We start from the raw sequence: 19,493 nt of genomic DNA, 5'->3' as shown, positions 1-19,493 counted from the left end.
GCAGGCCGCCTCGGTTACATCGCCTGCCCGTGAAAGGCCCTGGCAAGGCGCGCAATGGCATCGATGTTGCGTGGACCCGGTGTCGCCTCGACATAATCGAGCACGACGAAGCGGTCATTCCTGACGGCATCGATGTTCTTGAAGGCGGGGTTGCTCTTCATGAAGGCGATCTTCTGCTCGGCGGTGACCTCGCCATAGTTGACGATCACCACCACCTCAGGGTTCTTGTCGATCACCGGCTCCCAGGAAATCTCGGTCCAGCTCTTCTCGATGTCGTCCATGACGTTGACGCCGCCCGCCGCCTCGATCATTGCCGTCGGGATACCGAACCGGCCTGACGTGAACGGCTTCTCCTCGCCGGAATCATAGACGAAGACGCGGGTCGGGCGTTCGATGCCGCCGGTGTCTGCAGTGATCTTGTCGAGATCGCGGCGATAACCGTCGACCAGCGCCTGCGCCCGATCCTCGACGCCGAAGATGCGGCCGAGATTGAGGATATCGACGAACATGTCGTCCATGACAGGCTTGCCCTTGGCCATGACGTGAATGCAGGATTCGGTCAGCTCATAGACGTTGATCTTGAAGGGTTCGAGCGTTTCCGGCGTCACCTCGCCCCCGACCTTCATGCCGTAGTTCCAGCCGGCGAAGTAGAAGTCGGCGTCGGCATTGAGCAGCACTTCCTTGGTCGGATATTTTTCCGAAAGCTCCGGCAGCGCCTTGACGCCTTCGCGCAGCTTTTCGTCCAGCGTCTTCCAGCCGGATACGCCGGTATAGCCGACCATGCGGTCCTGCAATTTCAGAGCCAGCATCATTTCAGTGAGGTTGACGTCGTTGGAAACGGCGCGCTTCGGTGCTGAATCGAAGGTCACCTCGCGGTTGCAGCTCTTGACGGTCACGGGATAGGCGAGCGCCGGCGTTGCCGCCAGAACCAGCAGGGCAAAGGCGGAATGGGCAATGAAGGTCTTCATGAAATCAGTTCCTGTCGAGCAAGTGAAAAGGAAAAGCGTGCGCCGCTCGAAACGGCATTGTTGTGGGCAGTGGCGGTGACGCCGAAGGCGGCGGAAAGCGCTTGTGGGTTGAGCACGTCTTCGGGCGGGCCGAAGGCCGTCATGCGTCCCTCCGTCAGGATCGCCACATCGGTCGCGAACTCGGCTGCCAGGTTGATGTCGTGCAGCGTGGTGACGATCGTCAGCTGCAGCGTCTGCAACAACTCGAGAATTTCGAGCTGGTGGCGGATATCGAGATGGTTTGTCGGCTCGTCGAGAATGATGATGCGCGGCTGCTGGGCAAGCGCCCGGGCGATCAGCACCCGCTGCTTCTCGCCGCCCGAAAGCGTCGCGAATTGCCGCCCGGCAAGGTGGGTGAGATCGAGATGCTCGAGCGCGTGCGCAACCGTCTCGCGGTCCCTCGCGGTCCAGCCGCTCATGCCCTCACGCCGGGGGATGCGGCCCATCATCACCACGTCGCGCACGCTGAAGGGAAAGTCGCTCGGCATTTCCTGCAGCACGACGGCAATGATCTTTGCCGCCTCGCGCGCCGTCATCGCCCAGATGTCGACGCCATCGACCTCGATTGCGCCCGCTATCGGCTGGGCCGAGCGATAGAGGCAGCGCAGCAGCGAGGTCTTGCCGGCACCGTTCGGCCCGAGAATGGCAAGCCGGCTGCCGGGCGCAATGGCAAAGTCGATCTCGCGGACCAGCCGCAGGTCCGGGCGCGGTCCCCAATCCAGGGCGTGGACCCGAAGCCCGGCCCCTGTCGCGGTGCAGCTCATCGGCTCGTCCCTCCCCGCGCCATCATTGGAAATGCCAGCCGATGTCTTCGGAGACCAGCATCGCTGCCGGGATGCGCGCCAGCGTCTTGCCGTTGAGCCCGCGCGGCCTCTCGGCCGCCCGCGTCATGCCATCGCCCCTTCCGGCATAGGTGGTCGCGAACGAGACGAGATCATCGATATCCTCCTCGGGCGAGATATCGCCAAAGAGGTAGGTCGCCTTGCCGGTTGCCTGGAAAGCGATGGTGCAAGGCCTGGTACACGCGGCCATGCAGACCGTCCCAGTAATGGAGAAATCCCGGTCGAGCGGCTCGCCGAGCGCGGCAATACTGCGGTTCAGCCGCTGGATCAGATCCGCTCCCGGACGGCATGGGCCGCCGGTGAAACGGCAATCGGTGCAGACCGTTATCGTGTGCTGTCGGGAAACCGGATTGGCCATGTCTCTTCTCCTCCGGATTGGTCCGGAGAGAATGTGGCAACGCGGCATGATGACGGATGACCGTCGCGCAAAAACCAGTTCTTTTCCATCGGAACACCCCGTCCGTTGTGGTTGATCGGTTCGATGGCAGGTCTCCTGGCTCGCGGGTCGCGGCGCATCCACGTCTTCCCGGCTGATCGCCAGTGACATGGTGTGAATGCGCTTTCCGCTCACAGTTGCGGGGGCAGCCACGGTTTCGGCCCCATTTGGGTCGTCCGCTCCGTGTTCCCTTTTCAGCCGCTTCCGCATTGTCGCGGTTGCAGCACCATCAAAGCCTTCGTCGCACACTTCGGCGGAGGTGACAACCGCCGCGACAGCACGGCCTTGGCCTATCAACATGTCGCATTTTTTCATGCGCATTTGTTATGTGATAACATAACATTATTCAACACAAAAATATGTTGACCAACTCGCCCGCACCGACCAACGGGCGTATCCTTCGATGGCGCCTGTGTGGAAAAGGAGATCTGCCATGGCCGCCTATCTGATTGCGGATGTCGAGGTCACCGATGCCGCGGCCTTTGAAGAATACATACGGGAAGTGCCGGCAACGGAGGCGCGCTATGGTGGCCGATATTTGGGGCGCGGTGGCGCTACCCGGGTGCTCGAGGGAGACTGGGAGCCGCACCGGCTCGTCATTGTCGAGTTCCCGGACATGCACTCCTTGCTCGAGTGGTACAACTCGCCGGCGTATCAACGCCTCAAGGCGATCCGAGAGCGCTGCGCCAAGACGCGGATCATGACGCTGGAAGGCGTTGCCACCTAAGCAGTCGGGCCGTCATTGTTCCAGCAGCTTCCGACGTTTACCGCAAAGGTGCGGCATTGGCATATCAACATGCGGCATATTTTCATATTCATCTGTTATGTAATATCATAATACAACACAAGCTAACGAATGATGCCTGCGACGCACATTGGCAGAGCACTTCTCACGCCATCAGGACGATCGATCGCGACTGTCAACCGGACCTATTAATCTGGCATCAGCGTTTGCCGGCGACGGTCATAAGACATTGCTCGACCAACGGACCGGCAACTCTGTGCTGGAAGCGATTTCAAGAGGCGTTGTCAGGCGATACTTCATCTGCCTGGGGTGCCTCATTCCGGTGCGGCGATACGAATGGGACGTGTCCCGACTGGAGCGCCGGTCGCCCGGTCGATGGTGACGGGATCGATCTCCGTTCCGGTCTCGGCGTCGAAGAACCGGGTTACCTCGCCCCCGCCGCGATGCTTGCGTCCCCACGCGCCGATGGCAAACAGAACCGGCAGGAAGTCTTGGCCAGCTTCGGTCAGGACATATTCGTCTCGTGGCGGACGATCGGAATAGCGGCGTTTCTCCAGCAGCCCCTCCTCCGTCAGCGCTGAAAGCCGCCCCGTCAGCATCGTCGGCGCGATACCAAGACTTTTGCGGAAATCATCGAAGCGGGTCAGGCCCGCATGGGCATCTCGCATGATCAGCATGCTCCAGGCATCCCCCACAAGCGCAAGGCTCCTGGCGATCAGGCATGGCTGGCTCGACAGATTTTTCATGTTAGTATCTTTTTGATAGTGACTAACTACTAATTTAATAGTAACTGAATGTTCAGCGATATTCCATGATAAAATGAAAGCACAAGCCGATGAGCAAGACAGAACGCGGCATTGCCCTGGTCACGGGCGCTTCCTCAGGCATTGGGTTGGTGACAGCACGAGCGCTGCGGCACGATGGCTACCGTGTCTTCGGTACCAGCCGAAAGCCGATGCCCGATACCCCGGACGGGATCACGATGCTGATCTGCGATGTAACCGATGACGCATCGGTGCAGACAACCGTCGACGAGGTTCTAAGTCGCGCAGGACGGATTGATCTTCTTGTCAACAATGCCGGGATCGGACTGCTCGGCGGCGCTGAGGAATCCACGACGAAACAGGCGAAAGCCGTCTTCGACGTAAACGTGTTCGGCATCATACGCATGACAAATGCGGTGCTGCCCACGATGAGACGGCAGCATCGAGGACGGATCGTCAACCTCAGCTCCATACTCGGGCTGATCCCCGCCCCCTACAATGCGCTCTACGCATCGACCAAACATGCCATCGAAGGCTATTCGGAGTCTCTTGACCACGAAGTGCGAACGCAAGGCATCCGCATCGTGCTTGTCGAGCCCGGCGTAACCCGCACATCCTTCGAAGAGAACATCACGCGACCGGACCGCCCGCTTGCCGTTTACGACACGGTTCGCGCCGACGCGGAGAGGCTGATGCGCGACATCGTCGCGAAGGGCGATGCACCCGAGGTGGTCGCCGAAGCCGTCGTAAGGGCCGCCAATGCGGCATCGCCCAAACGACGCTACACCGCCGGAAAAGCTGCAGGACAAGTCCGTTTCATGCGTCGCTTCCTGCCCGAGTCCATCGTCGACAAGAACCTTCGGAAGTTCAGCAGACTTCCCGATTGAGCTGTCGCCGCCGCACTGCTGGCGCTGCCGGCTCACCATAGAAACGAAAGTTAGTCTGATGAAATCATTCCTGATCGATCGCTATCTGAAAGGCGGCGCTCTCCGGCTCGGCGAAGGCCCACAGCCGAGAGAACGATGTCATGGTTGAGATTCATGCCGCCGGCGTGAACCCCTTGGACAATAAGATCAGGGACGGAGAGTTCAAGGTCATCCTTCCCTACCGCCTTCCACTGGTGCTGGGCAACGATGTAGCGGGCGTGGTGGTCAGGGTCGGGGCCAATGTCCGGCGATTTAAGCCTGGTGACGAGGTCTATGCACGCCCGGCCCAGGATCGCATCGGGACATTTGCAGAGTACATCGCCATGGACGAGGCCGATGTAGCGATGAAGCCGAACAATCTGAGTATGAACGAGGCCGCATCCATTCCGCTTGTTGCCCTGACAGCATGGCAGGTGCTTGTCGAGCGGGCCAACTTGCAAAAGGGACAGAAGGTCCTGATCCATGCCGGCTCCGGTGGTGTGGGCGCGATCGCGATCCAGCTTGCCAAGCATCTTGGGGCATATGTGGCGACGACCACGAGCACACCAAATATCGCTCTTGTGAAAAGTCTCGGCGCAGACGTCGTCGTCGACTACAAGAAGGATGACTTCGAGAAAGTGCTGCAGGGCTATGACGTCGTGCTGAACAGCCTAGGGAGGGAAACGCTGGAGAAATCCCTCGCTGTTCTGAAGCCGGGCGGGAAGCTGATTTCGATTTCCGGTCCGCCCGATCCGGACTTCGCGCGGCAGAACGGTTCTGGCTGGCTGCTTCAACAGGTCATGCGCCTGCTGAGTTTCGGCATCAGGAGAAAATCGAAGCGCCGAAGGATCAGCTACTCCTTCCACTTCATGACGGCCAACGGTGGGCAGCTTGGTCAGATCACCTCCCTGATCGACACAGGTGCCATACGACCGGTAGTGGATCGGGTCTTCCCGTTCGAGAGGACCAACGAGGCGCTGGACTATGTCGAAACGGGGCGTGCCAAGGGGAAAGTCGTCGTCGCTGTGAAGTGACGTCTGGGGTCCGGTCCGATTGCCGTTAGAGGAAGCAACTACCTTTAGGAAGGCGATTAGCGCAGCGGCCAGACGGCGATCAGCGCCGGCACACTGACGATGACAATCACCACCGAAAGCGGCAGGCCGAGGCGCGGATAGTCGCTGAACTTGTAGCCGCCCGGGCCCATGACCAGCGTGTTGCACTGGTGGCCGATCGGGGTCAGGAAATCGCAGCCTGCGCCAATGGCAACCGCCATCAGGAAGGCTTCGGGGCGGTAGCCAAGCGTGGTCGCGAAACTGGCGGCGATCGGCGCCATGACCAGGACGGTCGCGGCATTGTTGAGGAACGGCGTCACTGCCATGGCGGCGAGCAGGATCAGCGTCAGCGCCCCGGCCGGCGGCAGGCCCGCGGCAATCGTGCCGAGCCAGCTGGCGATCACGTCGGTGCCCCCTGTCGTGCGCAGCGAATCGCTGACCGGGATCAGCGCTGCCAGCATCACCAAAATCGGCCCGTCGACCGACCGGTAGACGTCGCGCAGCGGAATGATGCGGAAGATCACCATGGCAAGGGCCGCGGCGAAGAAGGCGATCGGGATCGGCACGAGGCCGACGGCCGTCGAGCCCATGGCGGCGGCAAGAACGAGGAGCGGCAGCGTCGCCTTGCGGATGGTGCCAAGCAGGATCTCGCGCTGCGCCAGCGGCAGGCAGCCGAAGTCCTGCAGGAACGACGGCAGTTCACGGCGCGCGCCCTGCAGCACGACGATATCGCCGGCCCTTAAGCGAATGTTGCCGAGCCGCTGCTTCAGCCGCTCGCCCTGCCGGCTGACGGCAAGCAGGTTGATGTTGTGGTTGCTGAACAGCGCCAGGCGCTGCGCGGTCATGCCTTCGAGCGGCGAGCCGCCGCCGATCACAGCCTCGACCGCCTCGATCTCCGCGCCGGTCTTTTCGCTGGATGACGGCGAACGGTCGCCGGAGATCTTCAGCTTGGCCTGCGAGACGATACGATCGAGCGCATCCGGCCCGCCTTCGAGCAGCAGGATATCGTCGGCCTCGAGCTTGACGTCAGGCAATGGCGCCACATGCAGGCCGCGCCGGAACATCGCGGTGACGACGGCACCGCCGTCGGCAATCTTGACGAGTTGGCTCAGCGACTTGCCGATCATGGGCGTACCGGCGGCAACCACCGCCTCCGAGGTATAGTCTGTGATCTCGATCGCCGCCTGCACCGAGACATGCTGGCTCGTGCGCTGCGGCACCAGCTTGTAGGCAAACAGCAGGAAGACGACACCGACGGCAGCAAGCGTGGCGCCGACGGGGGTGAAATCGAACATGGTGAAGCTCTCGCCCGTCAACTCCTGGCGCACGCGCGAAACGACGATATTGGGCGAGGTTCCGACCTGGGTCATCAGCCCGCCGATCAGCGAGCCGAAGGCCATCGGCATCAGGAACACCGAGGGCTGGACGCCGGAACGGCGGGCAAACTGGAACGCCACCGGGATCATGATCGCCAGCGCGCCGATATTCTTGATGAAGGCGGAAAGCACCGTGACCGTGATGACCAGCAGCGCAAGCTGCGCCCGGACCGAGGAAATGTTCGGCAGAAACCGCTGGATCGCCGCATCCACGACACCGGAGCGCGCCACCCCGGCGCTGACGATAAGGGCGCTACCGACGATGATGACGATATCGTCGCTGAAACCATCAAAGGCGTGATCGAAAGGCACGATGCCAACGGCGACCGAAAGCATCAGGGCGGAACAGGCAATCACGTCATATCGAAACCGCCCCCAGATGAAGAATGCCATCATGGCGCCGATGACTATAAACGCGAGGGACTGTTCGGCGGTCATGCAATACCTGGGTTCGGCAGAAGGACTGGGCGACAGCAGAGCGCGCGACAGGCGCTTGGGGCCTGACGCACAATCCGACGGGAAGTTCACCCAAGGACTACCGCATGTTTCGCCAAATCGGAATTCGCCGCAGCGACAAATCTGGGTATGAGCGCGAAACGCATCGGGTTGGCGCGGCGAACTCGCAACCTGCCCTCTTCCCACAGCTGACGGTGGAAGGCTTGTACCAATGGGCCAGCGTGGCCATCAACGGCGAAGCTGTGGGCAAGCTGCATGTTGCCGCCGGGCCGTTCGGAAGACGGAAGGTCCTGCCCAGCAAACACGGCCGGGAGATCCCTCTCCCGCCCCTCAGACTGATGACAAAGTCATCCATATGACCTGTTCGACATTCGGGCGCCTTCACGGCGCTCAAAGCACCCTCATTCCTGTGCCCGTCACAGGAATCCAGTCAGCCCAAGTCCTTGGGCTGAAAGGTCTTTCGACCTGACAGACGTCAGCTCGCTGGATTCCGGCACAGGGCCGGAATGAGGGAGAACTGGGTGAGCCTCCCGTTAGACAGGATTCTCTGGGGTATGTCGGCAATCTAGAGCATGTCGTGCAAAAGTGCGCAGCGGCTTTGTGATGACGACATGCGCAAAAACAAGAGCTTAAAGGGCAGCAAGCGAATCCTGGAGATCGCGACGCGCTTTAGAGCCGGGAGATCCCTCTCCCGGCCCTGTGTTGGTCGATTGTTGCTGTGTCGTTCGTCGCCGACGATCAGTTGGCGGTTTCCGCCGCCTTCTCGATGAGATCGGCGACCGCCTTCGGATTGGAGACATAGACGGCGTGGCTGCCGGGCACTTCGACGACGGTTGAGCCGGCGCGTTTGGCCATCATCTGCTGGGCAGCCGGCGGGATCATGCGATCTTCACCCGCAACCAGATAGTAGCTCGGCTTGGTCTTCCAAGCAGGCTCGGTGACGGCGCCGGCCAGCGCTTCGACGCCCCACGGAACCTGGGAGTCTGCCATGAAGGCGGCCGTCTCGGCATCGACGTCAGCAGCAAACGATGCGGCGAACTTTGCCTTGTCGAGGAACAGGAAGCCATCGACCGGCGGCAGGATTGGCGGCACCGGCGCGCCGGCCGGCGGGTTGGCAATCAAGGTCGAGACCGACTCGCCCTTATCCGGGGCGAACGCGGCGATGTAGACGACCGACTGCACCTTCTCATGGGTGCCGGCTTCGCTGATGACGACGCCGCCATAGGAATGCCCGACCAGCACCACCGATCCATCAGCCTTGTCGATCGCCTGCCTTGTGGCAGCGACGTCGGCGGCAAGCGAGGTCGTCGGGTTCTGGACGATGCTGACGGTGTAGCCGTCCTTCTTCAGGATGTCGTAGACACCCTTCCAGCCGGCGCCATCGACGAAACCGCCATGGACGAGAACGACGTTCTTTGCGCCTGCATCAGCGGCAAACGCGGTGGTGCCGGTGGCGGCCAGGGTGAGCGAGGCGGCGGCGGCAAGCAGAGATGTCTTCAACATTTGCGCAACTCCTTAATTTGTTAGCGCGATAGTTGTTATCGCGGTAATCATTAGATATGCCTTACGCGATCACCTGTCCAGCATTTTATTATCGCAATAATGGTTTTCGTGCTAAGCTCATGAAAAGCCACGGACTTAAATATTGGAGACGACCATGACCGAACCCGCACCGCTTCCGCTCGACAGCCAGCTCTGCTTCTCGATCTACTCGGCAGCGATCGCCATCAATCGCGCCTACAAGCCGATGCTGGACGCGCTCGGCGTCACCTACACGCAGTATCTGGCCGTCAGTACACTGTGGGAACAGGACGGCTTGAGCATATCGGCGATTGCCGATCGGCTCGGCCTGGAACCGAGCACCATCACCCCGGCAGTCAAGCGGCTCGAGGCGGCCGGTTTCCTTTCAAGACGCAGAAGCACCGTCGACGAACGGCTGGTCGAGGTTTTCCTGACAGAGAAGGGCAAGGAGCTTCACCCCAAGACCGCATGCCTCACCGACACGCTGCTGCGTCGTTCCGGATTTACCGTGCCCGAGATGATCGATCTCAACGAAAAGGTCCAGATGCTGCGCGACGGCCTCACCCGCGAAGAAGCGTAGAAACATGCAGCAATTCAAAGTGCTACAGCGAGCTTTGCGCGTCTAATGAGACACGCGGCCACCGAGGGTCCTGTCGCCATCGGCAATCGCCGCACGGAAACTTGGAAATTTCCGTTGAAGCGCTACACTTTAGAGAAAGGTGCTGGATTATCGCCGGCAGGCGCCAAAGTAAGTCGTAACGCCCTGGAAGTTGCGCATGGCGTCGGGCAGAACTCCGATCCGCCTTCTGCATAGTCGAGGACCATCGATATGAAACATGCTCTTGCCGCCCTTTCCGTCGTCCTCCTTCTCAGTGGTTGCACCACTGGTGTTCAGACCTACGGCTACTCGCCGAACCTTCAGCCGATCCCCGGCAGCATCACCTATGGCGGCCAGCCTCGCACCAAGTTGAAGAAGGCGCCGGTCGGCAGTATCGTGCCGCACCAGTTCTTCGACCAATTCGGCCGTCAGGTCTTTGAGACCTACGTGATCGAACCAGATCGCTCGCTGCGCCTCGTCAGCCGCCGCTGGAGGAGCCTCGACGTCTTCGGTGACTTCGACTGATTGCGGGGCCTACCTTGCGGCAATTGAGCTTGCCGAGGCGATCGGCTGCCTCGCCTCTTACTGGCTTCCGCCGTTGAACTGCTGCAGTACCCAATCCCTCAGCACCTGCGTTGCCGGCCGCTCGGCAGCCCGCGGACTATAGACCAGATCGTAGCGGTAGCTTTCGAGCGACAGTGCAAACGGCTGGACGAGTATGCCGGAGGCAAGTTCCTCGGCAACCAGGGTCAGGCTCAAGAGACCGATGCCCTGCCCGGCCACGACCGATTGCACCGCATGGATCTCGTCGGTGAAGGAGAGGCCGCCAGCCGGGTCGATATCGGTGACGCCTGCGTGCCTCAGCCATTGCCGCCAGACCGGCGCCCGCTCGTCGTCGCGCCGCGCCGGCCCCCAATCGAAGTGAATGAGTGTCGCCTCTCGCAGCGCATCGAGGGACATCGGCGCCAACCGCGGCGCACAGACCGGCGCGAAACGATCGGCGAAAAGCGGCTCGGAAAGCAGGCCGGGATACTGCCCGTCGCCATAGCGGATGGCCGCGTCGGCATCGGCATCCAGATCCACCGTCCTGTTCGAGGCGTCGAGGCGCAGGTTCCAGTCCGGATGAGCGTCGCGAAAGCTGCCGGCGAGCGGTGCCAGCCGCTTGGCGACGAAGGCGACGGTTGAGGTGAGCCGCGCCACCTTGGTGTCACGGCTGCGGCGCAGTTCGCCGATCGCCTGCTCGAAGCGGTCGAGCCCATCGCGTAGCACCGGAAACAGCGTCTGCCCAGCCGGCGTCAGCCGCACCTGGCGCGTGCCGCGCTCGAACAGCTTCAGCTCCAGCAGATCTTCAAGCTGGCGGATCTGATGGCTGACGGCCGTCGCCGACACGTTCAGCTCGTCGGCCGCCTGCTTGAAGCTCAAGCGGCGGGCGGCCGCTTCGAAAACCCGCAATGCGCCGAGCGGCGGCAATTTTCTCATGACGGCAACAAATGACTTGAATTCATCTGTCGGCTGAAAAATGGTCTTTTGTCAGCCGGGCGAAGCCTCATCATATTGAGTTCAGCAGCCAAGGCAACGCCGCCAAGCTGAGTTGAACTCAAGCATAGAGGGATTCCCCGTGTTTCTCGAACAGGTCATCACCAAGCCCGATCCTTACGCGCCATTCCTGCTTTCGCAGGCGATCAAGGCCAACGGTTTCGTCTTCGTCTCCGGCCAGGCCGCAATCGGCGACGATGGCGAAATCGTCGGTGAGAACGATTTCGACCGTCAGGCCGAGCAGGCCTTCCGCAATCTCGACCGCGTCCTGACTGCTGCCGGCTCCAGCCTTTCCAAGGTCGTGAAGGTAACGATCTTCCTGCGCTCGATGGAAAACTTCGGGAAGATCGTCGAGCTGCGCCGCAAATGGTTCTCGGCACCCTATCCCGCCGACAGCATCATCGAGGTCTCCTCGCTCTATTCGCCGAAGGCGATGATCGAGATCGAGGCGATTGCGCTGACCGAGGATCGTTGAGATGAACGCGCACAGCACGGTCGCCTCGCCGATCCTGACCGGAACGACGCTCAAAGGGCTGGCCTTCGGCAACCGGCTTTCCGTCGCGCCGATGACCCGCATCAGCGCCACTGCCGAGGGCGTACCGACCGAAAGGATGGCGCACTACTACCGGCGCTTCGCAAAGGGCGGCTTCAGCCTCCTGACAACTGAAGGCATCTATCCCGACAAGGCCTATGCGCAAACCTATAGGGACCAACCGGGACTTGCCGACCGGAAACAGGCGGAAGGCTGGAAGGCGGTCGTCGATGCGGTGCACGCCGCGGGCGGCCGCATCTTTGCCCAGCTTATGCATGGCGGTGCGCTCGCCCAGGGCAATCGCTTCCGCAGCGACACAGTCGGACCCTCGGCACTGCAGCCGAGAGGCAAACAGATGGTCTCCTACCACGGTGAGGGTCTCTATGCCGAGCCGCGGGAGATGGATGGGACGGAGATTGCCGAAGCGATATCAGGCTTTGCGCAAGCCGCCAGGCTTTCCATCGATGTCGCCGGTTTCGACGGCATCGAGATCCATGGCGCCAACGGCTATCTGCTCGACCAGTTCTTCACCGATTACACCAACCGGCGGCAGGATCGCTGGGGCGGCGACATCGGCAAGCGGTTGGGCCTGAGCCTCGCAGTGCTGGACGCGGTTCGCAGCGCCGTCGGCGATAAGGTGCCCGTCGGCATCCGCCTGTCCCAGGGCAAGGTCAACGACCCCTTACATAAATGGGCGGAGGGCGAAGAAGGTGCTGCCATCGTTTTCAAGGCGCTGGCCACCAGTCCCGCCGACTTCGTACACGTGACTGAGTTCGAAGCCTGGCAACCGGCCTTTGCTTCCGGCGGCAGATCGCTGGTCTCCCTTGCCCGCCAGCATGCGCCCGATCTGTTCGTCATTGCCAATGGCGGTCTGCACGATATCGCCCGCGCCGAGCAGGTGCTGCAGGCCGGCGCCGATATGATCGCGCTCGGTCGCGGCGCGCTCGCCAATCCCGATTGGCCGCGCATCGCCACTGAGAAGCGCGAGGCCCGCCCGCTGAAGCTGGAAATGCTGTCGCCGATCAGCGACATCAAGGACAGCGAGCTTCAGCTTTGAGCCAAGAGAGGCGGCGCCACAACAAGGCGCCGCCCTGGCCTGGCAGCTGACAGGCCTGCTTTGAGCGTAGGAACATCCCCAGTCCCTCATTCCGGCCTTGTGCCGGAATCCAGCGACCCGACGTCTGTCGAGTCAAAAGACCCTTCAGCCCAAAGACTTGGGCTGGTCCCGCAGTTCCTACGGAACTGCGCGAGATCTCTGTGACAAGCACAGAGATGAGGACGGTTTAGGCATTGCCATGGCAAGAACCCCTGATCCAACGTTGGCCATTGCGCCTGGTGGCGACAGCGGCCTCGCCCCCTACGCGCCCGCGACGAAGCGATACGCGGCACCGTTCCGTTCGGCCCGCCCGATGCCGGGATAGCCCCAGTGGTAGCCGAGCAGCGTCAGCTTTTCCGTTGCTGCCCGGTCGATCAGCGTCTTGCGGGTTTTCAGCGCCTGCTCCGGATCGGCATCGAAACCGAAGTGCCAGTCCGGGTGCTCGAAGAAGACAATATTGCTGGTTGCCGCATCGCCTGAGATGACGAGCCCGTTGTCGCCGGCAAGTTCCAGCGAGATATGGCCCGGCGTGTGGCCGCGCGTGTCGAGCACCTGCATGCCGGTCACGATCTCGTCGCCCGGCTTGACCAGCGTCAGGCGCTCCTTGACCGCGAAAAGATCGCGCTGCGCACCGCGGGCAAAGCCGTGGAGCGCCTTCGGCATGACCTTCTCGTAGTCGGGGTTCGTCCAGAATGCCCATTCGCGCTCCGAGACGAAATATTGCGCATTCGGAAAGGTGAGCTTGCCGTCTGCCCCGACCGTGCCGCCGGCATGATCCGGGTGGGCATGGGTAAAGACCACCTTGGTCACATCCGCCGGATTAATACCTGCAGTCGCCAGATTGGCCGCAAGCTTGCCGGCACTCGCCTGGAAATTGCCGCCCGATCCGTTGTCGACGACGATCAGGTCCCTGCCGGTGCGGATGAACGGGATGTTGGTGTGGAAGGGTGCGCCCTCAGGCGTGCCGCCGAGCCGGCGCATGATTCCGTCGCGCTCCTCCGGCGCCGCATCCGGTAGCACGATGCTGACCGGCAGCGTCAGGAAGCCGTCGCTGACGACGGCGATATCGAAAGCCCCATGGGTGAAGCGGTGGGTGTCTGCGGCGTAAACGCCCTTCGGCAGCAGCGGCAATACAGCGCCCGCTACGGAGCCGGCGAGAAAGGAACGGCGGTTGAGGCCGGAGGTTTTGTCGTCTGTGCAGGTCATGGATCGGTTCCTTCTGTTTTGAGCGAGAGCAACCGGCCGGCAGCGCGTTTCCGCGGCACCGGCCGGGGGCCGAGGGTCAAGACCGTGCAAATTCGAGCAGGTCAGCGTTGAGCTGGTCCTTGTGGGTGTCGGTGATGCCGTGCGGCGCGCCGGGATAAACCTTCAGGGTGGCGCTCGGCACCAGCTGCTTCGAAGCGCGGGCGGCCGCATCGATCGGCACGATCTGGTCGTCGTCGCCATGGATGATCAGCGTCGGCACGTCGAACTTCTTCAGGTCCTCGGTAAAGTCGGTCTGCGAGAAGGCGACGATCGAGTCATAGGTGTTCTTGTGCCCGCCCATCATGCCCTGCAGCCAGAAGCTGTCGATCATGCCCTGCGAAGCCACGGCACCCGGCCGGTTGAAGCCGAAGAACGGACCCGAGGCGATATCGCGATAGAGCTTGGAGCGATCCTTCAGGCTTGCCGCCTGCAACCCGTCGAACACCTCCTTCGGCAGCCCTCCGGGATTGCTGTCGGTCTTGACCATCAGCGGCGGCACCGCCGAGATCAATCCGGCCTTGGCGATACGGCTTGTTCCGTGACGGCCGATATAGCGGGTGATTTCGCCACCGCCGGTGGAGAACCCGGCGAGGAATATGTCCTTCAGATCAAGCGCATTGATCAGGTCGGCAAGATCGTCGGCATAGTGATCCATGTCGTTGCCGTCCCAGGGCTGAGAGGAGCGGCCATGGCCGCGCCGGTCATGGGTGATGACGCGGAAGCCGTTACTGGCGAGGTGGAAGGCCTGCGCCTCCCAGCTGTCCGATGACAATGGCCAGCCGTGGCTGAGCACGACCACCGGGCTCTCCTTTGAGCCCCAGTCCTTGTAGTAGATCTCGACGCCATCGCGGGTGATGATGCGGCTGCCCATGGTCGTTACTCCCAATGTGTCGGATGTGGTGCTTGATGCGGTTTCGGCTTTCGCCGGGCGAATGACGGCTGGAACGGCGGCGGCTGTGGCCGCGGCGCCAAAGGCAGCCGAAAGAACTGTGCGGCGCGAAAGGCCAGTGGAGACTGCTGTGGAAACTGCTTCTGCTTCAATCATTGTCCTGCCCTCTTCCATCTCGGTTGACCGGCGATCTCCGTTCCGGAGCGCTGGTTGAATTGATAGAATGACCGGCCTACCCTCTCGACCGGCAAAGCTGACAACGATGGGGGCAGAAGTGACAAAACCACTCGAAAGCGAACCGGCGGAGATCGGCATCGTCGTTTATCCGCGCGCGCTGAAGTCGGCGGTCCATGGGCTGACCGACATGTTCCAGGTGGCCGGCATGCAGGCGACAGAACAGGGCGGCGCACGCGCACCTCGCATCCGCGTCAGCCACTGGCAGCTTCAGGAGGATGGCTCGGTCGAAAAGACGCTCGACACCCACCCCGGCCCCTCCTCGGGTCTCGTCGCGCTGATCCTGCCGCCGACGCTGGCGGAGCTGCCCGTAGGCGGGCGCATGGGCCAGCTGCCCGCCTTCGTGCGCGAGCAGCATGCCGGTGGCACCACTGTCTGCTCGGTCTGCGGCGGCGCCTATCTGCTGGCGGAATCCGGGCTCGCCGCAGGTCGCACGATCACCACCCATTGGTCGCACCAGGACCTGATCGCCGATCGCTACCGCGATGTCCGTGTCGATACCGACAAGCTATTGATCGACGAAGGCGATATCATCACTGCCGGTGGCATGATGGCCTGGATCGATCTGGGGCTGAAACTCGTCGACCGGTTCCTTGGAACCAATGTGATGCTGGCAACCGCCCGCTTCATGATCATCGATCCCGGTGCCCGCGAACAGAGCTACTACAGCGTCTTTGCGCCCAAGCTCGACCACGGCGACAGCACGATCCTGAAAATCCAGCACTGGCTGCACGGCGCCAACACCAAGGGCGTGACGCTGCAGATGATGGCTGAGCGCGCCGGGCTCGGCGACCGCACTTTTCTCCGGCGCTTCCAGAAGGCGACCGGCTTCAACCCGACGGAATATTGCCAGCGGTTGAGGATCGCCAAATCACGCGACCTGCTCGAGCGCTCGCACCTGTCGATCGAGCAGGTTGCCTGGCAGAGCGGCTACGACGACACCAACGCCTACCGCAAGATCTTCCGCAAGATCCTCGGCCTGTCGCCGCGGGAGTACCGGTTGCGCTTCTCGGTGTCGGACGGCACGCGACGGCCGGCCATGGCAGGACTTGCAGCCGCCGCGCCCGCCTGATCTGCACGGCGTCGACGCCGGCATGTTTCGCCAACACGTTTTCCGGGTGCCGTTAATCGCCGCTCGGCTTTCGCCCCAAGATCTGGCGCGCGCCGCTCTTTGAAAAAGGCTGCACCAGCTGGCCGACAAAGCTGCGCGACACCTTGCCGGTGATGCCGATGTCGGTGGAGGATGGCCGGTCGGGATTGAAGTAGGTGCCGAACAGCTGGTCCCAAAGCACGATGTTTTCGCCGTAGTTGCTGTTGCCCTCGGCCATGTCCTTCGAATGGTGCCAGCGGTGAAGCCGTGGCGTCGAGAAGACCCAGTCAAGCGGGCCGGTGCGCATCTGGACATTGCAATGGGTCAGAAGGCCGGTAAAGGCGGTGACGGCACCGATCCAGAGGAAGACCTGCAGCGGCGCCCCGAGCAGATAGAGCGGCAGCTGGCTGAGGCCCACCTTCAGCAGGGAATCGACGACGTGAAAGCGGCCGGTGTTCAGCACCCAAAGCCGCGTGACACTGTGATGCAGCGCGTGGAAGCGCCAGAGCCCAAGCCGCTCATGCGCCAGGCGGTGAGCGGCATAGAGCCCGAACTCGGCAACGACCAGCCCGAGCACGACCTGGGCGAACATCGACCAATGTGCCGGCCAGATATGCGGCTGCGACCCGAAGAACGGCTGCGCGAAAATGGCGACCAGTAATGGAAAGGATGCACCGAACGCCGCCGCGATCTGCACGATCCCCTTCGTCAACATCGTATGGCCGAGATTGTTGAGCGTCTCGCCATCCGGAGCAAGCCAGGTCGGCTCATAGGGCATGATGCGCTCGAACAGCGCGATGATCGCCACCACCGAGAGGTAGACGACGTTGAACCAGGGCACCGGCGAGGATGTGGCAAAAGCCAATCCGGCTGCGGCCAGTCCGCCGAAATAAAGCGCCGGCCACAACAGGATGGAGACCAAGTATCGTAGCGGCGATGAAGAGCTAGCTTGATGAAAGACCATTATTTTTCGACCACTTTTCAGAAAATCGGAGGGATGCAATACGGCAGGGGGTTATCTCAGGAAATGTTCTAATCCTCGTCCTGCGGATGGTATCGCTCCATCAGCTCGTCGCAGGTATGCGCATGGCCATCGCTGAAACGTCCGTCGGTGCAGATCCGCCGGCGACGCTCGGCCCAACTCAATCCCTCCCGGTGCTTTCGCCAGCCGGGGTCGCCGCCGTCGTCAAGCCAGCGGCGAAGCTCCGCGCAGCTGCGCGGCCGGCCGTCACTGAAACGCCCGTCGCGGCAGGGATCCGGGCGATACTGAACGAACTGTCGCTCGAGTGCAAAGCGATCGTCGCCGCTCGCTTCGAGGCGGCTGTGTTCCATCTGGGATGACGCCCCGAGCAGGTGACATGCCAGCAGACCGATCCTGAGAAAACACATGGGATGACGCCAATCCTCATCGTTGGAGCATTGGCGGCAAACTCTACTGATTTCATTACACCAGCATTGCACTGATCCGGGGGCCGATTTCGCCCGTGCCTGCCTGGCCGTCGGCCCGGCCTGCCCCTTCTAGCATCGGCATTGCCGATCAGGCGCGGGTGATCACTACTGCATGTTTCCTCAAATCCTATTTGATTTAAGGATAAAAACAGGCAGCCATTCAAAGTGCTACAGCGACCTTTGCGCGTCTGATAAGACGCGCGGCGCTGTAGGCGCCTGACAGGAATACGACGCGAGCGGGCATCAAGGAAACGCCAGCGCGACAGCCCTGCCCTAGATCCAGCGGTCGTTCTGCGCTGTGCGCTCGCCGCCGGCATGACCGGTGTTCAAAACGCCACGCGGTTCTATCAGCAGCATCCGCACCTCGCTCTCTGCAAACGGCTTGTGCTCGACGCCTCGAGGCACGACGAACATCTCGCCAGGGCCAATCTGTACAGATCCATCGCGGAAATCGATCCGCAGGATGCCATCGAGCACGATGAACGTCTCATCCGTCTCGGGGTGGTCGTGCCAGATGAAATCGCCCTCGATGCGCACGAGTTTGAACTGGTAGTCGTTCATCTCGGCGATCACGCGCGGTTGCCACAGTTCCGCGATCATCTCCAGCTTCTCGGAGAATTTGATGGGCTTGCGGTCGGACGTCTCGATGCTTTCCGTCATGTCTTTCCTCATTTCGATGAAGTGCCAACATGCATGGAGCGCGGGCATCGATCTTGAACGATCGTGCGCAGATGGCGCGGTCTACCGCGCCGCGCGTCTTATTAGACGCGCTAAGGTCGCCGTAGGACTTGGAATTGCTGCCGACACCACGTCCGGGATGCAGGCGAATATTTCCGTATTGCCCGATAAGACGGCTGATGTATCTTGTCTCCCTTCGGCACTGGCTATGGACGTCCATGAAGGAGGTTCGAATGCATGATCTCCCGCAGACCTCGGGCAGACAATTAAGTCCGGATGACATCGAAATGCTGCAGCGGGTCTTCGACGCGACCTGCTTTGCCGCCCGCGTCCCACGCCGCGGCGAACGCGCCAACCGGCTGGCCAAATTCATCATGGATGAATTTTGCATCGGCAATGGCGACGAGCGCACGCTGCTGGAATGCGCGCTGTGGCGCGAACGGCGCCGGGTACCGCCAAGGACAGAAGAGACCGAAACCGTCGACATCTGGGTTGCCAGACCCGGCCGGCGCAGTCCGCATCAGCGCTGAGGCCGCCACAAAAAAATGCGGCCTCTCCGTGGATAACCGAGACCGCATTCAAGATTGATGTGCAATGGCTTACTCTACGCCTGTCTTGCCCGCAGGACCACAACTGCAACGGGTCGCGTGTGGCGATTTCTGACCTGCCACAGACGTTTCTCTATAACTGTCTGGTCGCGAGGCCGTCGCGGCGGCGCCCGAACGATGCAAGCTGAGAAAACAGGGCCGGCACATCCCAGAAGACGGAATTTTCAGCACCGTGGAACCACCGTTCGCGTCGCGAATTTAGCCTGCAGAACGGGAGGTTCATCATGTTTGCGTCAGATACGAAAAGACAGTTCGGCCGGATCGTCAAAAACTGGAATACACGATACGACCTGGAGGAATTCATCGCCGCCTCCGGCCTGCCGCCGCTGGAGGCACGCGAGATTTTCGCGAAGCACGGCCCCTATAAGGTGGAACTTGACCACCTGATACATGCGTGCACGACGATACAAGCCGACAGTGAGAAATGAAGGCTC

General features: G+C 61.7%; 22 protein-coding genes, 1 pseudogene and 1 riboswitch. Of the genes and pseudogenes, 11 read left to right on the top strand and 12 right to left on the bottom strand.

From position 1 onward, the window contains the following. Nucleotides 1-14: 14 nt before the first annotated feature. From ASD02_RS14800 to ASD02_RS14790, 3 genes are read right to left on the bottom strand one after another with little or no spacing between them, the layout of a single operon-like run. Nucleotides 15-968, bottom strand: coding sequence for an ABC transporter substrate-binding protein (locus ASD02_RS14800; protein ID WP_025427443.1), 954 nt, complete (start codon nucleotides 966-968; stop codon nucleotides 15-17). Beyond that, nucleotides 965-1,771, bottom strand: a complete 807-nt coding sequence (locus ASD02_RS14795) for an ABC transporter ATP-binding protein (RefSeq protein ID WP_025427444.1) — start codon at nucleotides 1,769-1,771, stop codon at nucleotides 965-967. Before ASD02_RS14795 ends, ASD02_RS14800 begins: the two co-directional genes overlap by 4 nt. Nucleotides 1,772-1,793: 22 nt before the next feature. Further along, nucleotides 1,794-2,207 carry a DUF1636 domain-containing protein gene (locus tag ASD02_RS14790; protein WP_025427445.1) on the bottom strand — a complete coding sequence of 138 codons (414 nt, stop codon included), beginning with the start codon at nucleotides 2,205-2,207 and terminating at the stop codon, nucleotides 1,794-1,796. Nucleotides 2,208-2,314: 107 nt separating this feature from the next. Beyond that, a riboswitch (cobalamin riboswitch) is annotated at nucleotides 2,315-2,531 on the bottom strand. A 187-nt stretch (nucleotides 2,532-2,718) separates the two neighbouring features. Here ASD02_RS14790 and ASD02_RS14785 point away from each other — a divergent pair. Beyond that, entirely contained in the window at nucleotides 2,719-3,012 is a 294-nt protein-coding gene (locus tag ASD02_RS14785) for a DUF1330 domain-containing protein (RefSeq protein WP_025427446.1), read from the top strand. 332 nt (nucleotides 3,013-3,344) lie between these two features. On the opposite strand, the gene ASD02_RS14780 is transcribed toward ASD02_RS14785, so the two are convergent. Continuing rightward, a complete protein-coding gene (locus ASD02_RS14780; RefSeq protein ID WP_025427447.1) occupies nucleotides 3,345-3,776 on the bottom strand; it encodes a helix-turn-helix domain-containing protein in 432 nt (143 codons plus the stop codon). An 89-nt stretch (nucleotides 3,777-3,865) separates the two neighbouring features. Here ASD02_RS14780 and ASD02_RS14775 point away from each other — a divergent pair, with 89 nt between their 5' ends. Beyond that, the gene (locus ASD02_RS14775) at nucleotides 3,866-4,681 is read left to right on the top strand and encodes an oxidoreductase (protein WP_025427448.1); all 816 of its coding nucleotides are present in this window, start codon (nucleotides 3,866-3,868) and stop codon (nucleotides 4,679-4,681) included. A 58-nt stretch (nucleotides 4,682-4,739) separates the two neighbouring features. Next, nucleotides 4,740-5,733: pseudogene (locus ASD02_RS14770) on the top strand (NADP-dependent oxidoreductase). Between the two features lie 56 nt (nucleotides 5,734-5,789). Here ASD02_RS14770 and ASD02_RS14765 read toward each other — a convergent pair. Next, nucleotides 5,790-7,565 (bottom strand): SLC13 family permease, encoded by a 1,776-nt coding sequence (locus ASD02_RS14765; protein WP_025427450.1) that lies wholly within the window; start codon nucleotides 7,563-7,565, stop codon nucleotides 5,790-5,792. Between the two features lie 104 nt (nucleotides 7,566-7,669). Between ASD02_RS14765 and ASD02_RS14760 the strand changes: the two genes are divergently transcribed. Beyond that, nucleotides 7,670-7,942 carry a hypothetical protein gene (locus ASD02_RS14760; protein ID WP_025427451.1) on the top strand — a complete coding sequence of 91 codons (273 nt, stop codon included), beginning with the start codon at nucleotides 7,670-7,672 and terminating at the stop codon, nucleotides 7,940-7,942. Between the two features lie 379 nt (nucleotides 7,943-8,321). Here ASD02_RS14760 and ASD02_RS14755 read toward each other — a convergent pair whose 3' ends face one another. Then, nucleotides 8,322-9,086: an alpha/beta hydrolase gene (locus ASD02_RS14755; protein WP_082555546.1), complete on the bottom strand. Its 765-nt coding sequence runs from the start codon at nucleotides 9,084-9,086 to the stop codon at nucleotides 8,322-8,324. Between the two features lie 154 nt (nucleotides 9,087-9,240). On the opposite strand from ASD02_RS14755, the gene ASD02_RS14750 reads away from it, so the two are divergent. Both ASD02_RS14750 and ASD02_RS14745 read left to right on the top strand, forming a co-directional pair. Next, nucleotides 9,241-9,684 carry a MarR family transcriptional regulator gene (locus tag ASD02_RS14750; protein ID WP_025427453.1) on the top strand — a complete coding sequence of 148 codons (444 nt, stop codon included), beginning with the start codon at nucleotides 9,241-9,243 and terminating at the stop codon, nucleotides 9,682-9,684. A gap of 249 nt (nucleotides 9,685-9,933) precedes the next feature. Next, nucleotides 9,934-10,227, top strand: a complete 294-nt coding sequence (locus ASD02_RS14745) for a hypothetical protein (RefSeq protein WP_025427454.1) — start codon at nucleotides 9,934-9,936, stop codon at nucleotides 10,225-10,227. A 57-nt stretch (nucleotides 10,228-10,284) separates the two neighbouring features. On the opposite strand, the gene ASD02_RS14740 is transcribed toward ASD02_RS14745, so the two are convergent. Continuing rightward, complete coding sequence (locus tag ASD02_RS14740) at nucleotides 10,285-11,181, bottom strand: LysR substrate-binding domain-containing protein (protein ID WP_025427455.1); 897 nt, start codon at nucleotides 11,179-11,181, stop codon at nucleotides 10,285-10,287. 139 nt (nucleotides 11,182-11,320) lie between these two features. Here ASD02_RS14740 and ASD02_RS14735 point away from each other — a divergent pair, with 139 nt between their 5' ends. After that, a complete protein-coding gene (locus ASD02_RS14735; protein ID WP_025427456.1) occupies nucleotides 11,321-11,713 on the top strand; it encodes a RidA family protein in 393 nt (130 codons plus the stop codon). A gap of 1 nt (nucleotide 11,714) precedes the next feature. Then, nucleotides 11,715-12,827 carry an NADH:flavin oxidoreductase gene (locus ASD02_RS14730; RefSeq protein WP_025427457.1) on the top strand — a complete coding sequence of 371 codons (1,113 nt, stop codon included), beginning with the start codon at nucleotides 11,715-11,717 and terminating at the stop codon, nucleotides 12,825-12,827. Between the two features lie 300 nt (nucleotides 12,828-13,127). Here ASD02_RS14730 and ASD02_RS14725 read toward each other — a convergent pair whose 3' ends face one another. Next, on the bottom strand, nucleotides 13,128-14,072 hold the full coding sequence (locus ASD02_RS14725) for an MBL fold metallo-hydrolase (RefSeq protein WP_057220800.1): 945 nt from the start codon (nucleotides 14,070-14,072) through the stop codon (nucleotides 13,128-13,130). Nucleotides 14,073-14,148: 76 nt separating this feature from the next. Further along, nucleotides 14,149-15,156, bottom strand: coding sequence for an alpha/beta hydrolase (locus ASD02_RS14720; RefSeq protein ID WP_057206241.1), 1,008 nt, complete (start codon nucleotides 15,154-15,156; stop codon nucleotides 14,149-14,151). Nucleotides 15,157-15,274: 118 nt separating this feature from the next. Here ASD02_RS14720 and ASD02_RS14715 point away from each other — a divergent pair, with 118 nt between their 5' ends. Continuing rightward, a complete protein-coding gene (locus tag ASD02_RS14715) occupies nucleotides 15,275-16,306 on the top strand; it encodes a helix-turn-helix domain-containing protein (RefSeq protein ID WP_239637573.1) in 1,032 nt (343 codons plus the stop codon). 52 nt (nucleotides 16,307-16,358) lie between these two features. Here ASD02_RS14715 and ASD02_RS14710 read toward each other — a convergent pair whose 3' ends face one another. The 3 genes from ASD02_RS14710 to ASD02_RS14700 all read right to left on the bottom strand — a co-directional run bounded on the left by ASD02_RS14710 (nucleotide 16,359) and on the right by ASD02_RS14700 (nucleotide 18,433). Beyond that, the gene (locus tag ASD02_RS14710; protein WP_038576195.1) at nucleotides 16,359-17,288 is read right to left on the bottom strand and encodes a sterol desaturase family protein; all 930 of its coding nucleotides are present in this window, start codon (nucleotides 17,286-17,288) and stop codon (nucleotides 16,359-16,361) included. Between the two features lie 68 nt (nucleotides 17,289-17,356). Beyond that, entirely contained in the window at nucleotides 17,357-17,656 is a 300-nt protein-coding gene (locus tag ASD02_RS38220) for a hypothetical protein (protein ID WP_156407972.1), read from the bottom strand. A gap of 390 nt (nucleotides 17,657-18,046) precedes the next feature. Continuing rightward, on the bottom strand, nucleotides 18,047-18,433 hold the full coding sequence (locus tag ASD02_RS14700; RefSeq protein WP_038576197.1) for a cupin domain-containing protein: 387 nt from the start codon (nucleotides 18,431-18,433) through the stop codon (nucleotides 18,047-18,049). A 251-nt stretch (nucleotides 18,434-18,684) separates the two neighbouring features. Here ASD02_RS14700 and ASD02_RS14695 point away from each other — a divergent pair, with 251 nt between their 5' ends. Both ASD02_RS14695 and ASD02_RS14690 read left to right on the top strand, forming a co-directional pair. Next, nucleotides 18,685-18,981, top strand: a complete 297-nt coding sequence (locus ASD02_RS14695; RefSeq protein ID WP_025427464.1) for a hypothetical protein — start codon at nucleotides 18,685-18,687, stop codon at nucleotides 18,979-18,981. 302 nt (nucleotides 18,982-19,283) lie between these two features. After that, nucleotides 19,284-19,487, top strand: a complete 204-nt coding sequence (locus ASD02_RS14690; RefSeq protein ID WP_057206239.1) for a hypothetical protein — start codon at nucleotides 19,284-19,286, stop codon at nucleotides 19,485-19,487. Nucleotides 19,488-19,493 lie beyond the last annotated feature (6 nt).

The organism is Ensifer sp. Root1252 (genome assembly GCF_001425885.1).
GTDB lineage: Bacteria > Pseudomonadota > Alphaproteobacteria > Rhizobiales > Rhizobiaceae > Ensifer > Ensifer canadensis.
The sequence above is the reverse complement of the archived record's forward strand: the minus strand, read 5'-3'. Positions and strand labels throughout refer to the sequence as shown.

Coding starts and splice junctions, on each gene's coding strand:
- ASD02_RS14800 (WP_025427443.1), bottom strand. CDS start 968: ATGAAGACCTTCATTGCCCATTCCGCCTTTGCCCTGCTGGTTCTGGCG.
- ASD02_RS14795 (WP_025427444.1), bottom strand. CDS start 1,771: ATGAGCTGCACCGCGACAGGGGCCGGGCTTCGGGTCCACGCCCTGGAT.
- ASD02_RS14790 (WP_025427445.1), bottom strand. CDS start 2,207: ATGGCCAATCCGGTTTCCCGACAGCACACGATAACGGTCTGCACCGAT.
- ASD02_RS14785 (WP_025427446.1), top strand. CDS start 2,719: ATGGCCGCCTATCTGATTGCGGATGTCGAGGTCACCGATGCCGCGGCC.
- ASD02_RS14780 (WP_025427447.1), bottom strand. CDS start 3,776: ATGAAAAATCTGTCGAGCCAGCCATGCCTGATCGCCAGGAGCCTTGCG.
- ASD02_RS14775 (WP_025427448.1), top strand. CDS start 3,866: ATGAGCAAGACAGAACGCGGCATTGCCCTGGTCACGGGCGCTTCCTCA.
- ASD02_RS14765 (WP_025427450.1), bottom strand. CDS start 7,565: ATGACCGCCGAACAGTCCCTCGCGTTTATAGTCATCGGCGCCATGATG.
- ASD02_RS14760 (WP_025427451.1), top strand. CDS start 7,670: ATGTTTCGCCAAATCGGAATTCGCCGCAGCGACAAATCTGGGTATGAG.
- ASD02_RS14755 (WP_082555546.1), bottom strand. CDS start 9,086: ATGTTGAAGACATCTCTGCTTGCCGCCGCCGCCTCGCTCACCCTGGCC.
- ASD02_RS14750 (WP_025427453.1), top strand. CDS start 9,241: ATGACCGAACCCGCACCGCTTCCGCTCGACAGCCAGCTCTGCTTCTCG.
- ASD02_RS14745 (WP_025427454.1), top strand. CDS start 9,934: ATGAAACATGCTCTTGCCGCCCTTTCCGTCGTCCTCCTTCTCAGTGGT.
- ASD02_RS14740 (WP_025427455.1), bottom strand. CDS start 11,181: ATGAGAAAATTGCCGCCGCTCGGCGCATTGCGGGTTTTCGAAGCGGCC.
- ASD02_RS14730 (WP_025427457.1), top strand. CDS start 11,715: ATGAACGCGCACAGCACGGTCGCCTCGCCGATCCTGACCGGAACGACG.
- ASD02_RS14725 (WP_057220800.1), bottom strand. CDS start 14,072: ATGACCTGCACAGACGACAAAACCTCCGGCCTCAACCGCCGTTCCTTT.
- ASD02_RS14720 (WP_057206241.1), bottom strand. CDS start 15,156: ATGATTGAAGCAGAAGCAGTTTCCACAGCAGTCTCCACTGGCCTTTCG.
- ASD02_RS14710 (WP_038576195.1), bottom strand. CDS start 17,288: ATGGTCTTTCATCAAGCTAGCTCTTCATCGCCGCTACGATACTTGGTC.
- ASD02_RS38220 (WP_156407972.1), bottom strand. CDS start 17,656: ATGGAACACAGCCGCCTCGAAGCGAGCGGCGACGATCGCTTTGCACTC.
- ASD02_RS14700 (WP_038576197.1), bottom strand. CDS start 18,433: ATGACGGAAAGCATCGAGACGTCCGACCGCAAGCCCATCAAATTCTCC.
- ASD02_RS14695 (WP_025427464.1), top strand. CDS start 18,685: ATGCATGATCTCCCGCAGACCTCGGGCAGACAATTAAGTCCGGATGAC.
- ASD02_RS14690 (WP_057206239.1), top strand. CDS start 19,284: ATGTTTGCGTCAGATACGAAAAGACAGTTCGGCCGGATCGTCAAAAAC.